Genomic DNA, 13150 nt, shown 5'->3' with positions numbered 1-13150 from the left:
AGTTGCCAAAGGAATCCCAACCAGCCAAACCGAAGCCTGACCAGTCCGGGGTATCAATCATAATTGGCACTGGCTTTACAAGCACCCTGTTGAGTTCTCAAAGAACAACCACACACCGATCAACGACCCGCATCTGCGGGCCCCATCCCGGGGCTTTTCGTTCCGTGTCCCCGTCGCTCTCGCGCCGGGCACTTTTACTACGTTACCTCACCGTCTCGGCCGTGTCAAACCGGTGTGTCCCGGTCTGTCGTGCTTCGTGCGGGTTGGTCCCGGCGTACTCACGCAGCAGTGAACCACTGCGTCAGGTCGTCGGATTTGGCAGAACCGGCCGCTGCGGTCTCCCACAGTCGCGCCCGGTGCCCTGCCGGTCGTAAACCTTACCCGGTCGGTTTCGCCGCACCAAATCCGCCTCCCGGCAGATCGGCTGAGCACCGCCCGAACCGCGCCTCCAGGAGCGAACCCCTGTCTGGCCCGGCTGCCGGCCCGGTTCGTGGCCTCAGGACTTTCGTCCCGTTTGCCCCGTTCCGCGCTGGCAGAGAGAAAGTTACGCGTCCGTGGGTTTGATCGTCAAATCGGGGGGTAGCGTCCCGCGTCACACTCCCGCCCCGATACGTGTTTCCGCAGCTCAGGACGTTCGGCTGCGACGGGCGGCCAGCCAGCCACGGACGCCGAGCACGCCGGCCGTCGTACCGATGGCCAGCGACGCGGCGATCAGGAGCGCGTGTACCCACAGGAAGCTGGTCGGCGCGCCCTCGCCCACCGTGGCCGACGCCCACGACCGTGGGTCCTGCCAGATGGCGACCGCGAACCTCGGCCAGATCACCCAGGTCCAGACGCCGACCCCGACCAGGAAGGCGGACCATCCCCGCGACAACACCATGACTGCCGAGTATGTCAGCGGACCTGCCCACCGCCGATTCGGACGCCGATGGCCGTCCTGAAGGAGCAGCCTCCTCGTTTCCGGCGCCGGCGGGCTGGGCACTGAGTCGGGGGACAGGCGATGCCGTCCCCCGGAGGTGACCCGTGCAACCCTCGATCTTCAATCCCTGGGCGTGGCGCGATCCGTCGGCCCTGGCCGGCGGATACACCGAGACCACCCCCTCGACCGGCCCCTCTCAGGAGCCGGACGGCGGGCACGACGGCCCGGACGCTCCCGGTCCCGGTACCCCGGTCGACCTCGTCGGCTACCAGGTGCAGGCCCGCGACGGACGGATCGGCACGATCGACGAGGCCAGCGACGAGGCGGATGCCGGGCACCTGGTGGTGGACACCGGACCGTGGATCCTCGGCCGGAAGGTGCTGGTGCCGGCGGGCACGGTGGAGCGGGTCGACCACCTGGACCGCGTCGTACACGTCGACCGGACGCGGCAGGAGATCAAGGACGCGCCGCCGTTCGACCCGGGGTCGTTCGATCCGGAGTACCGGGACCGCGTCGGCAGGTACTACGCGGACTTGCACGTGCCACCCCCGGGAGCGGCGCCACGGGTAATCTGAGCTCGTGGTCCGGACGGGCAGTTGCGTAACGGAGGCGGTCGACGTGGTCGACGCCGTCGCGCGCGGTGTCCTGCCCGCGTCCCCGACCAGCTCCGGCGACGGCCGTGAGCAACTTCTGGACGTACTCCGTGCCGGTGGTCTGCGGTACCGCGCCGGCGCGCGATGGCGGACGGCTCGCTGAGCCCTGTTCTCCGCTGACCGAGGGGCGACTCCGCCCCGCTCGGCGCGCGCCCATGCGTGACCCAACCACCGCACGAAAGGCACACCGCCATGTCCCTCGCCCGCATGCTCACCGGCGACCGGCCCACCGGCCGCCTGCACCTCGGCCACTACGTCGGCAGCATCGCCAACCGGGTGCGGCTGCACCAGCGCTACGAGAGCTTCTTCATCATCGCGGACCTGCACATGCTCACCACCCGCAACCGGCGGGAGGACATCGACCAGGTTTCCGGTAACGCCCGCGAGATGGTCACCGACATCCTCGCCGCCGGCGTCGACCCGTCCCGGGCCACGTTCTACCTCCAGTCGGCGATCCCCGAGGTCGGCGACCTGAACACCCTCCTGCAGAACCTGGTGACCGTGCCCCGCCTGGAACGGGTGCCGTCGCTCAAGGACATGGCCCGGGACGCCGGCAAGGAGGAGATGCCGTACGGGCTGCTCGGGTACCCGGTGCTCCAGGCCGCGGACATCCTCTGCGTGAAGGGCGAGGTGGTCCCGGTCGGCCGGGACAACGCCGCGCACGTCGAGGTGACCCGGGAGATCGCCCGCCGGTTCAACCACCTGTACGGGCCGGTCTTCCCGGTGCCCGAGCTGATCCCGGCCGACAACCCCAGCCTGGTGGGCACCGACGGCGTCGCCAAGATGAGCAAGAGCCGGGGAAACACCATCGCGCTGTCCGACGACACGGCCACCGTGCGTCGGAAGGTGCGCGGGATGTACACCGACCCGAACCGGGTACGGGCGGACGTGCCGGGAACGGTGGAGGGCAACCCGGTCTTCGCGTACCACGAGGTGTTCAACCCGGACCGTGCCGAGGTGGCCGACCTGGCCCGGCGTTACCGGGCCGGGCAGGTCGCTGACGTCGAGGTCAAGGAGCGGCTGGTCGAGGCGCTGGAGACGTTCCTGACGCCGATCCGGGAGCGGCGGGCGGCGATCGAGGCTGACCGGGGGCTCGTCGACCGGCTGATCGTCGAGGGCACCGAGCGGACCCGGCAGGAGGTACGGCAGACCATGACCGAGGTACGGCGGGCGATGGGGCTGACCGGGACGTACCAACAGGTGCGCCGGCGGGCCGAGCGGACCCGGCGCCGGACGGACGCGCCGGCCTGACCCGGTCGTCTCGGGTCTTCCCGTTGAGACGGGGAGACCCGAGACGGTCCACCGAGGGCGCAGAATGCCAGGATGAGGGGTATTCGTCCGGTGGTGGCGGCCGTCGCGCATCGGACGACGATGTTCGAGATCTTCTTCGATCTGGTCTTCGTCTTCGCGCTCACCCGGGTCATCGCGTTCATGGCGCAGCCGCCGACCGCGCTGCTCACGCTGGCCCAGGGACTGCTCCTGCTCCTGCTGCTGCTCTACTCCTGGGGGCCGTACACCTGGGTGGGCAACCTCGTCCGCGCGGACGTCGGCGTGGTTCGCGGCGCGACCCTGGTCGCGATGGCGGCGATCTTCGTGGCCGCGCTGGTGTTGCCGGACGCGTGGCGACAGGGTCCGGGCCTCCTCGACGCGCCGCTGATGCTCGCGCTCGCGTACGTGGTCGTCCGGGCGGTGCAGCTGGTGATCCTCGCCTGGGTGAGCGTGACGATCCCGTCGTTGCGCCCGACGCTGCGCTCCTTCAGCGTGCCCGTGGTGCTGGCGTGGTTTCCCCTGGTCGGCGGGGCGCTGCTGGGTGGGACCGCCCAGACGGCGCTCTGGACGGCCGCGCTGCTGGTGGACATCGGCGGCGCGCGGCTCGCGTCCACGTTCCACCCGTGGCAACTGCGCAGCGTGGACCACTTCACCGAGCGGTACGGGTTGGTGCTCATCATCGCCCTCGGCGAGTCGCTGATCTCCGCCGGTGCGGGGCCACGGACGATGGCGCCGGTCGGCGCGGCGGTGGGGGCCGCGCTGCTCGGCCTCGTCAGCACGATCTGCCTGTGGTGGCTCTACTTCGACCGGCTGGCGCCCGCCGCGCGGCAGGCCATCAGCGACGTGCCGGACGAGCGACGCGCCGACGTGGCCGGCGACGCGTACGGCATCGGGCACTCTCCGCTGATCGTCGGCGCCATCTACTTCGCGCTCGGTATCGAGGAGGTGATCGGTCGGCTCTCCGAGGAGCCCTCCGACACGGGCCCGTTGGGCTGGGAGGCCGCAGGCGCCCTCTACGGGGGCGTGACCGTCTATCTGCTCAGCAGGCTGGCGCTCCGGCGGCTGACGGTACGCGCCGTGCATCCGACGCAGGTCGTCGCGGCGCTGCTGCCGCTGGCCCTGCTGCCGGTCGGCCGTACCCTCGCGCCGTTGGCCGCGCTCGGTGTGCTGACCCTCTTCCTGATCGCGGTGACCTGGTACGAACGGCGGTTCGACCGGCGTGACGCACGGATCGACTCGGCGCGAGCGACGCGTCCCTGACGATTCGGAGATTGTGCTGGCGGCGTGTCGATATGCCCGGCGCACCTGCGCCGCCGGCTGGCATCCGTCACGGGTGACTGAGCACGACCGCTGTACCCTTCCCCGGTGACCCTGCCTCTGCCGCCCGGTGAGTTCGCCGCGTACCTGTTCGACTGCGACGGCACCATCGTCGACTCGATGCCGCTGCACTACGTGGCCTGGCAGCGGGCCCTCGACGAGTGGGGCTGCGAGTTCCCGGAGGACCTGTTCTACGCCTGGGGCGGTCGGCCGACCGCCGACATCATCGTGGCGTTGAACGAGCGCCACGGGCTGGCGATGCCGGTGGAGACCGTCGTCGAGAACCGCGAGCGCATCTTCCAGGAGTTGTTGCCGCAGGTCACCGCCGTGCCCGAGGTGGTCGCGCACATCCACGAGGCGCATCGCCGGGTGCCGTTCGCGGTCGTCTCCGGCAGCACCCGGGCCGCGGTCACCGCCTCGTTGGAGGCGCTCGACCTGCTGGACCGGTTCGACGTGCTGGTCTGCGCCGAGGACTACACGCGGGCCAAGCCCGACCCGGAGGCGTTCCTGCTGGCGGCCCGGCAGCTCGGCGTGGCCCCGGAGTCCTGCCTGGTCTTCGAGGACACCGACCTGGGCATCCAGGCCGCGACGGCGGCCGGCATGGCGTCGGTACGCGTGCCGCAGCAGCGCACCGCCTGACCCCTCAGGCGACGGTCAGCAGGAGCTTGCCGGGGTACGACGTCGTCAGGCGCTGGTGCGCCTCCCGCACCTTGCCCAACGGGAACTTCTCGGCCACGTGCACCACGAACGGGCCGGCCTCGATGAGTTCGTTGAGCCGCCGCAACTGCCCGGGGTTGGACACGCCGTCGTACGCGCGAACCGTCATGCCGGGGCGCTCACTCGGCTCCGGCCGCACCCCGTGGGCGTACGCCACGACCCCGCCGTCGGACAGCGTCTCGGTGAGTCGGTCCAGCGTCTCGCCGCCGGCCATCGCCAGGATGCCGGCCACTCCCTCCGGGGCCGCGTCCCGGATCGTGGTGAGCACGTCGTCGAGGTCGCCGTGGCCGTCCAGGGACACGTCGGCGCCGAGCCGCGTCACCAGCGCCACGCCCTCCGCGCCGGAGGCCACCGCGATCACGCTGAGGCCCTGCCGCTTGGCCAGCTGCACGGCCAGGTGGCCCTGACCGCCGCTCGCGCCGAAGATCAGCAGCCAGGCGCCGGCCGGCAGGCTGAGGGTGTCCAGGCCGGCCAGCGCGGTCAACGCGTCGGTGGACATCGCGCCGGCGTGCTCGGCGGGTACGCCGTCGGGCAGTTTCGCGGCGTACTCGGCCTTGACGACCGCGTACTCGGCGTAGAAGCCGCCCTTGGGTCGGGTGGTGGCGGAGACGTAGACCTGGTCGCCGACCGCGAGGCCGGTCACCTTGTCGCCGGCCGCGATGACGGTCCCCGCGCCGTCGGAGCCCGGGACGATCGGGAGGGACGAGCCCTCGGGCACGAACACGCCCTGCCGTTCGTACGCGTCCCACACCCCGACGCCGGCGCTCAGGACCCGGATCAGCACCTCGTCGGCGGCGACCTCGGGCACGGGGAGCTTGCGCAGGGTGATCACCTCCGGCCCGCCGAACTCGTCGAAGGCCGCGGCCTGCATCCGCTCTGGCACGTCCGCGTCAACCAGGGGGGCTTCCTCTCCGGGCCGGCGTCACCGTCGCAGCATGCCGGCTCGCGGACGGATCCGAGCCGGTGCCGAGTGCCGTTCACCCACAAGGGCGACCGGCTGGCTGGCCCCCTTCCGGCCGAGGGCGCGGGCCGAATGGTCAGGACGTCTGCGGCCGCGGGCCGCGCAGCGCCTGCTCGACGGCGTCCCGCACCCGGGCGTCCTCGCGCGCCTTGCGCCGCGTCCGGGTCCGGCGGCGATAGAGGTACGCCCCGACGACGGCGGCGATCAGCACGACGAGCACCAGCACCAGCGGCCACGGCAGGGCCCAGCCGTGTGCCGTCGCCTCGATGAGCCTGAGCGGTGTGGTGGAGCCGGACGCGTCGGTGAGCAGCGGGGTCACGGTGACGGTCGCCGCGAGCCGGACGGCGGGGGCGACACCGGCTACCGGCACGGTCACGTCCCAGCTCTCGCCCGGGAGCAACTGCGGCGGCGCGGCGATGTCACCGGCCCGCGCGCGCAGGACGCCGAACGGACCTGACACCGACACCGACTGCTTCCCGGAGAGGGCGGCGTTACCGGTGTTGTGGATCGTGTAGGAGACGGTGGCGTCGCCCTTGCCGGCCGGGTTGGCCGATCCGTCGTACCTGACGTGGAGGTTCTCGATCGCGAGGTTCGGCTTCAGCTCGCCGCCGACCCGCAGGGTGATCCGGATGCCGAGGCGACGGTCCACGTTGATGCCCTCGGCCTGGTCGGTCTGGGTCAGCGCGGTGAGGATGCCGCCGACGTGGTCACCGGGCGTGGCGTTGCCGGGAACGGCGATCGTGAAGGGCACCTGCACGGTCTTCCCGGGTTGGATCACGACGCTGCCGGCGCTCGGCTTGACCCAGGCACCGACCGCCACGGACTTCTTGTCCCTGGTGAGCAGGTCGAGCTGGCCCGCGTCGGTGGTGAAGCCATCGGCGGCGTACACGGCCAGGGTCAGCGGCGCCGAGCCGCGGTTGGCGACCACCATGGCGTCCTCGACGGATCCGCCGGGGTTGACGTTGTAGCTGTAGCTGGACCGGGCTTCGCCGTAGCTGTTGGAGGCCGTCCGGACCGTCCAGGCGACGTTGCCGTCGGCCGCCAGGGCGGTGCCGCCGATGCCGGCCGCCGCGACGACGGCGAGCAGGGTGAGCACTGACGTACGGAGCAGGGTCTTCCAGCGCGTTACGGACGGTCGCATCTCAGGTCCTTGAGGTGATCTTGAAAGTGGGTGAACCGGTGGCGGGGTAGGCCCCGAAAGGTGCCTACCCCGCCCGGTGGAACAGGCTCGATCAGCTGCTCAGGGCAGTGATCGTGAGGGTGGTGCGGTAGCTGCCCTTCGCGATGCTGTCCGGGATCTTCAGATCCAGGTCAGCGCCGAGCTTGGCGCCGCCGCGCGGGTGACCCTGCACCGCCGCGCCCAGACCGCTGGAGACCGAGAGGCCCTTGCCCTGGTCGTCGAGGGACGACAGGACCGCGGCGCCGGCCGTCGCGCCCGCGCCGGCGTCGAGGACGTACGGGGTCCAGCCCAGGTACGAGCCGGAGAAGGTCTTGTCGGCGTCGGAGAAGTCGCCGACGCTGGCCGAGATCGACCACGGGGCGAGCGAACGGCGGCTGTCCGACACGAGGATCGGGTTGATCTTGCCGGTCGCCTCGAAGTAGGTGCCGTTGCGCTCCTGCGCGGTACCCAGGTCGACCAGGCCGTTGTAGCCGTCGATGGTCCAGCCGAACTCACCCGGCGCCGGGTTGGGCACGTTGACCTGGATGGCCTGCCCGTCACCGTGGTACGGGTGGATCGTGGTGTTGTCGACGATCGAGCCGACCGGCTGCCCCTCGGCGGTGTTGCTGCAGGACAGCCCCTTCTCGACGGCCGCGTTCGGGGCCGCGCAGGTGCCGCTGCGGACGTTCTGGAGCACCAGCTTGTCGGCCTTGACCTGCACCTTGACGTAGCTGCGGACGTGCTCCTGGTTCTCCACCGAGTTGAACCAGTAGTTGCTCGGGTTCAGCGGGTCCGGGCCGAGACCCTCGACGCCGGTGCCGGAGCCGTCCGGCTTCTTGATGTCGTAGTACTTCGAGCCGGAGGCCGAGTTGGCCGTCACGTAGATGACGCCGCCCGGGCCGGGGAACACGTCGGCAGCGCCCGGCTTCTCGGCCGGGTTCTCCTTCTGGCCGTTCTTGATGGAGTAGCTGCGGGTGTAGACGTGGTCGTGGCCCTGCAACACCATGTCGATGCCGAGATCGGAGAAGGCGGTCGTGAAGTCCTTGCGGCGGTTCTTGTTGTCCGCGTCGGTGGAGTGGCTCGCCGCCGAGTAGATGGAGTGGTGGTAGACCAGCACCTTCCACTTCGCCTCGGAGCCGTGCTTCTTCACGATGTCCGAGACGTACGCGACGTGCGCGGTGTCGCCGCCCAGCGAACCGTCGGTCGGGTTGACGTAGCTGTTGCTGTTCAGGTCGATGAACAGCACGTCCTTGTAGATGTACCAGAAGTCGCCACCGGAGCGGGTCGACTGGTCCCCGTTGTAGTACTGGGCCGAGCGGTCCGTGTTCGGGGTGAAGTGGTGCTGCTCCCAGGACTTGCCACCGACGTCGTGGTTACCGATGGTGGCGGCCGTCGGGTACTGCCGGAGCTGATCCGGGGAGAGGTACGCGTCCCACTGGGCCTCGTTGTTCGCGGACTCGACGTGGTCACCGCCGGAGACCAGCAGCTCGGTGTTCGGGTTCGCCGCGGTGGCGACCTTCAGGGTCTCCGCCCAGCCGGCCTGGTCCCGCGCGACGTCGCCGGAGGCGCCGATCTGCGGGTCGCCGAAGAACAGGAAGTCGAAGTCGCCCTCGAAGTCCCGCGTCCGGAAGGCGTACGTGGGCGACCAGCTGCCCTCCGCGCCGACCCGGTACGAGTACGCCGTGTTCTCCCGCAGGTTGCTGATCGTGGCGTGCCGGTTGTAGCCGGTGGTGGAGGTGTTCGCGGCGCCGACCGCGTCGAAGCTGATCGCGCTGGCCGGAAACTCCCCGTTGACGATCTCGGCGGTCGGGGCGAGCTGGATCTTCTGGGCGGTGTCGGCCGAGGAGTACCAGGACACGATGCGCTGGGTCTCGTTCGCGCCGACGCCGAGGACGATGCCGGACACCGTGGTGGGGTCGGCGGCGCTGGCGGCGGTCAGCACACCGCTGCCGAGGGCCGCGCCCACTCCCAGGAATCCGGCCACGACCCCGGCGACAACGCGCCGCCGCACGGGCCCGGCGGCCCGTGTCGAGGTGCTCAATGTCATCGACATTGTTCCCTTTTCGAATAGAGAAATGGATTGCTTTTCCCCGAGCGTGGGGAAGCGGATCCAAACTTTCGTCGACCGGTGAACCGATCATTAACGTGATCTTGCGAACGGCTGCACCTTACGAACTGGTTAGCCGTACTCAGGACCCGAAGACGCGCTGAACAAACCAGATCAGCCCCATGATGGACACCCCTGCGGAAACCACACCGGTCGCCCAGAGGCCCGCTTTCGGCGCACGGCGCCGCAGCACGAACAACAGCGGGAAGATGGCGGCGATAATCGCCAACTGAACGACTTCGATGCCCACGTTGAACACCAGCAGCGACCACAGCAGTGTCCACGACCACGCCTCGTCGATGCCGAGCGCGCCCGCGAAGCCCAACCCGTGCACGAGACCGAAGCAGAAGACGACACCGAGGCGGATCCAGCCCCGCCGGTCCAGGCTCAGGTGACCGCGTCCGGCCGGCTCCAGGTCCGTCGCATGCGCACCACGCCGCCAGAGGCCCCACAGGTGCCAGCCGGCCACCACGGCGATCGACAGCGCGATGACCGGCTCCACGATCCTTCCGGGCACGTCGACCAGGCCGAGGGCGGCGAGCAGGAACGTCACCGAGTGCGCCAGGGTGAAGCTGGTGGCCGCGAGCACGATCTCGCGCAGCCGCCGGGACCCGGCGATCAGCGCCAGCAGGAACAGGATGTGGTCGATGCCGGACAGCAGGTGCTCGGCCCCGAGCAGGAAGAACTCACCGAATCGCTGGTAGGCGGTCTGGGCGGTGGAGAAGGACGGGTTGGCGGCGTCGAGCGCGGCGCTGCCCGACCGGCCGTCGAGCCGGTAGGTGACGATCGTCTTGGTGTCCTTGACGTACGCCTCGTCGTCCGGGAAGAGACGGCTGCGCACCTCGTGCTCGGCGACCCGCTCGGGGCAGGTCCAGTCGAACAGCAGGCGCGCGTACGGCACACCGTCACGGGCGCCGATCGCGGCGTCGCCGACCTGGGTCGGCCGGCAGGGCGCGTCCTTGGCGGTCACCGAGAGGCGGTCGGCGACGTAACGCAGGACCGTCGGGGCGTGGGTGTTCAGCGCGGTGGCCTGTGCGCCCGGGTCACCCGCCTCGAAGGCGGCGGTGCCGACCTTGAAGAGCGGATCGTCGTCACCGGAGTCGGCAGCCGACACCACCAGGAGGTCGTATTCGAGCTCCAATTCGGTCCGTATGTGACCCTCGTCTCCGGCGGAGATTTTCGCGTACACGGTCGACGAGAAGCCGTGCGCGAACGCCGCGCCCCCACCGAAGAACGTGAGCACCGTCGCCGCGAATGCGACAACGGCGACGACAACGGTACGGCGAATGTGCCCCAGCATGCGGTTCCCCTCGGTTGGCCAGTGCACGCTGCACCTCGCGGGTGAACACGAACCCGCCCGCCGACGAACCGATGGAGAACAATTGCCCGGGCTGACCGCTCGCGGATTGTGGGCCGCCCGATCTGGGATAGGAATACGAGGCGTACCCGTACCTGCCCGCCATCATCGAAAAGGACGATCACCTTGCGCCCCCCGCTTCCGGCCGTCGCCCTGCTGGCCATGGCCGCCGCACTCCTCGCCGGCTGCGGCTCCGGCGACGACTGGTCCCAACCGCACCCCGCGCCGAGCGCGATCGGCACGCTCGGGCCGGGATTCGTCGACACCGCCTCGACGCCCGCGCCGGAGGCGACCATCACGCCGAAGCCCGGGTCGTGGGCCGGCGTACACCCGTCGAAGGACTACCGGGTGGTGCTGCTGACCGCCGGCGCGGACGCACCCACCAAGACCCTCGTGGCGGCGGTGCGGAGTTGGGCCGACGACGAGCACGTCGACCTGCGCACGGTGGTCGTGGACGACCCGCAGGACGCCGTCGCGGGCATCAGCAAGGCGATCGGGATGAACGCGGATCTCATCATCAGCGCGGGCAACGACCTGATCGACCCGCTGGCGCTGGTCACCCCCAACCACCTGGACGAGAAGTTCCTGGTCGTGGGCGCCGAGTTGGCCGAACCCACCCACAACGTCACCGCCGTCGACTGGGCGGGCGCGTCGTTCCGCGGCGAAGGGCTCGGCATGTCCTCGACGTACGACGCGGGGTCGTTCACCGCCGAGCGCTGCGCGGCCGCCGTCCGGGCGGGTGTGGCCGCCGTGCTCAACGACCTGACCGGGATCGTCATCTGGCTCTGACCGCCCCGCCGTGTCCACCCGGACCGGATGTCGATCCGGCCGCGCCTCGTTCGTGTAGAGGGGGAGCGGGCAGGCGACGGGCCGCCCGCCTCATCGGAGGGTGTGCTCATGCGCAGGTTGGTGGTGGTCGAGTTCGTGACGCTCGACGGCGTCATGCAGGGGTTGGGGTCTCCGGACGAGGACCGCGACGGTGGGTTCGAGCACGGCGGTTGGGCCGCGCCGTACTTCGACGAGACCCAGGCGACCGCGGCGGTGCAGGGGCTCCGATCGACCACGGCCTACCTCTTCGGTCGCCGGACGTACGAGAAGATGCTCGGCTACTGGCCGAGCCAGCCCGATGTCAACCCGATGGCCGCACACCTCAACGCGACGCCGAAGTACGTCGCCACCCGTACCCTGACCGATCTCACCTGGTCGAACGCCCGGCGGCTGGACGGAGATCTCGCGCCGGCGGTCGCCGACCTGAAGTCCCGGGGTGACGGTGTGGTCGCGGTGCTGGGCAGCGGGGTGCTGGTGCGGGAACTCATCGCCAACGACCTGGTCGACGGGTACCGCCTGTTCCTGCATCCGCTCCTGCTGGGTTCGGGCAAGCGGCTGTTCGCGGAGTCCGACCGGCCGCGCCGGCTACGGCTCACCGACTGCACGCCGACCAGCACCGGCGTCCTCATGGTGGAGTACGAGGTGGCGTGACGGCGGATGTTATCGATAACAGCGATGACGCCCCGCCACCGGCCTTCTCGACCGCCCGACCGGCGTCGGCCCACGCAGCCACTTCACGCGGCCGACACCCTCGATCGGACACAGAAGCCCTGCTCGCAGCCCTGAAGAGGTCGCTGAACACCTCTGAAGACATCGAGGTTGATGGTTTGGGAGCGCTCCCGTAACATACCGGACGCGGCTGTTAACGCTCACCTAACAATGACTCCCACGAATGTGGAGGCCGCCATCCCGTCAGGAGGGTGCTCGATGACCATATTCAGACCGACCAATATCGGGGTCGTCTCGGCCGGTGTCGCCTTACTGGCGTCGGCGACGGTTGCCGTGGCGCTGCCGGCGGGCGCGGCAGCGGCCGGCTGCTCGGTGAACTACGCCGTGTCATCCGACTGGCCGGGCGGCTTCGGGGCCAACGTGACGATCACGAACCTCGGCGATCCGGTGAGCAGCTGGACGTTGACCTGGTCGTACAGCGCGGGGCAGACGATCACGCAGTCGTGGAACACCGACCTGACGCAGAGCGGTGCGGCGGTAACCGCGCGGAACGTGAGCTACAACGGTTCGATCGCGACCAACGGCACGGCGTCGTTCGGGTTCAACGGCTCCTGGACGGGCAGCAACCCGGCACCGACGAGCTTCGCCCTCAACGGCGTGACCTGCAACGGGGGCACGACGCCCACCACCCCGCCGCCCACGACCCCGCCTCCGACCACCCCGCCGCCCACGACCCCGCCTCCGACCACCCCGCCGCCCACCACGCCGCCTCCGACGACCCCGCCGCCGAACACGTGCAACCTGCCGTCGTCGTACCGGTGGTCGTCGACCGGGGCGCTGGCGCAGCCGAAGTCGGGCTGGGTCTCACTCAAGGACTTCACCGTCGCGCCGTACAACGGCCAGCAACTCGTCTACGCGACGACCCATGACTTCGGCACCCGGTGGGGCTCGATGAACTTCGGCCTGTTCAGCAACTGGTCCCAGATGGGATCGGCCAGCCAGAACACCATGAACAGCGGCACCGTGGCACCCACCCTGTTCTACTTCGCGCCCAAGAACATCTGGGTCCTGGCCTACCAGTGGGGCGGCACCGCGTTCTCCTACCGCACCTCCACCGACCCCACCAACGCCAACGGCTGGTCCGCCGCGCAGACCCTGTTCACCGGCAGCATCACCGGCTCCGGCACCGGCCCC

The 13150-nt window shown here is 70.1% G+C and carries 12 protein-coding genes; 7 read left to right on the top strand and 5 right to left on the bottom strand.

The window, feature by feature from the left end; genetic code table 11:
* Nucleotides 1–625: 625 nt before the first annotated feature.
* On the bottom strand, nt 626–880 hold the full coding sequence (locus tag AC3EN4_RS31555; RefSeq protein WP_435210175.1) for an SCO4848 family membrane protein: 255 nt from the start codon (nt 878–880) through the stop codon (nt 626–628).
* Between the two features lie 143 nt (nt 881–1023).
* Here AC3EN4_RS31555 and AC3EN4_RS31550 point away from each other — a divergent pair, with 143 nt between their 5' ends.
* The 4 genes from AC3EN4_RS31550 to AC3EN4_RS31535 all read left to right on the top strand — a co-directional run bounded on the left by AC3EN4_RS31550 (nt 1024) and on the right by AC3EN4_RS31535 (nt 4797).
* The gene (locus AC3EN4_RS31550; protein WP_435210173.1) at nt 1024–1494 is read left to right on the top strand and encodes a PRC-barrel domain-containing protein; all 471 of its coding nucleotides are present in this window, start codon (nt 1024–1026) and stop codon (nt 1492–1494) included.
* A gap of 270 nt (nt 1495–1764) precedes the next feature.
* Entirely contained in the window at nt 1765–2823 is a 1059-nt protein-coding gene (gene trpS / locus AC3EN4_RS31545) for a tryptophan--tRNA ligase (RefSeq protein ID WP_435210171.1), read from the top strand.
* Nucleotides 2824–2895: 72 nt separating this feature from the next.
* The gene (locus tag AC3EN4_RS31540; RefSeq protein ID WP_435210170.1) at nt 2896–4101 is read left to right on the top strand and encodes a low temperature requirement protein A; all 1206 of its coding nucleotides are present in this window, start codon (nt 2896–2898) and stop codon (nt 4099–4101) included.
* 105 nt (nt 4102–4206) lie between these two features.
* Complete coding sequence (locus AC3EN4_RS31535; protein WP_435210168.1) at nt 4207–4797, top strand: HAD family hydrolase; 591 nt, start codon at nt 4207–4209, stop codon at nt 4795–4797.
* A gap of 4 nt (nt 4798–4801) precedes the next feature.
* Here the strand turns inward: AC3EN4_RS31535 and AC3EN4_RS31530 are convergent, their stop codons facing one another.
* From AC3EN4_RS31530 to AC3EN4_RS31515, 4 genes are all read right to left on the bottom strand, one after another.
* Nucleotides 4802–5746 carry a quinone oxidoreductase family protein gene (locus AC3EN4_RS31530; protein WP_435210166.1) on the bottom strand — a complete coding sequence of 315 codons (945 nt, stop codon included), beginning with the start codon at nt 5744–5746 and terminating at the stop codon, nt 4802–4804.
* 166 nt (nt 5747–5912) lie between these two features.
* A complete protein-coding gene (locus tag AC3EN4_RS31525) occupies nt 5913–6977 on the bottom strand; it encodes a WxL protein peptidoglycan domain-containing protein (RefSeq protein ID WP_435210164.1) in 1065 nt (354 codons plus the stop codon).
* Between the two features lie 91 nt (nt 6978–7068).
* Nucleotides 7069–9042, bottom strand: a complete 1974-nt coding sequence (locus AC3EN4_RS31520; RefSeq protein ID WP_435210163.1) for a purple acid phosphatase family protein — start codon at nt 9040–9042, stop codon at nt 7069–7071.
* 142 nt (nt 9043–9184) lie between these two features.
* Entirely contained in the window at nt 9185–10402 is a 1218-nt protein-coding gene (locus AC3EN4_RS31515; protein ID WP_435210161.1) for a HupE/UreJ family protein, read from the bottom strand.
* Between the two features lie 183 nt (nt 10403–10585).
* On the opposite strand from AC3EN4_RS31515, the gene AC3EN4_RS31510 reads away from it, so the two are divergent.
* From AC3EN4_RS31510 to AC3EN4_RS31500, 3 genes are all read left to right on the top strand, one after another.
* A complete protein-coding gene (locus AC3EN4_RS31510; RefSeq protein ID WP_435210159.1) occupies nt 10586–11248 on the top strand; it encodes a type 1 periplasmic-binding domain-containing protein in 663 nt (220 codons plus the stop codon).
* Between the two features lie 108 nt (nt 11249–11356).
* Entirely contained in the window at nt 11357–11938 is a 582-nt protein-coding gene (locus AC3EN4_RS31505; RefSeq protein ID WP_435210157.1) for a dihydrofolate reductase family protein, read from the top strand.
* Nucleotides 11939–12214: 276 nt separating this feature from the next.
* On the top strand, nt 12215–13150 hold a 936-nt coding region (locus AC3EN4_RS31500), incomplete at its 3' end, for a non-reducing end alpha-L-arabinofuranosidase family hydrolase (RefSeq protein WP_435210156.1).

This window comes from Micromonospora sp. bgisy143 (genome assembly GCF_057708145.1).
This window is presented reverse-complemented; position numbering and strand designations above follow the sequence as displayed.

What these genes read in the sequence shown, in the direction of transcription:
- AC3EN4_RS31505 (WP_435210157.1), top strand. Translation starts at nt 11,357, where the DNA reads ATGCGCAGGTTGGTGGTGGTCGAGTTCGTGACGCTCGACGGCGTCATG.
- AC3EN4_RS31520 (WP_435210163.1), bottom strand. Translation starts at nt 9,042, where the DNA reads ATGACATTGAGCACCTCGACACGGGCCGCCGGGCCCGTGCGGCGGCGC.
- AC3EN4_RS31555 (WP_435210175.1), bottom strand. Translation starts at nt 880, where the DNA reads ATGGTGTTGTCGCGGGGATGGTCCGCCTTCCTGGTCGGGGTCGGCGTC.
- trpS (WP_435210171.1), top strand. Translation starts at nt 1,765, where the DNA reads ATGTCCCTCGCCCGCATGCTCACCGGCGACCGGCCCACCGGCCGCCTG.
- AC3EN4_RS31515 (WP_435210161.1), bottom strand. Translation starts at nt 10,402, where the DNA reads ATGCTGGGGCACATTCGCCGTACCGTTGTCGTCGCCGTTGTCGCATTC.
- AC3EN4_RS31530 (WP_435210166.1), bottom strand. Translation starts at nt 5,746, where the DNA reads ATGCAGGCCGCGGCCTTCGACGAGTTCGGCGGGCCGGAGGTGATCACC.
- AC3EN4_RS31525 (WP_435210164.1), bottom strand. Translation starts at nt 6,977, where the DNA reads ATGCGACCGTCCGTAACGCGCTGGAAGACCCTGCTCCGTACGTCAGTG.
- AC3EN4_RS31540 (WP_435210170.1), top strand. Translation starts at nt 2,896, where the DNA reads ATGAGGGGTATTCGTCCGGTGGTGGCGGCCGTCGCGCATCGGACGACG.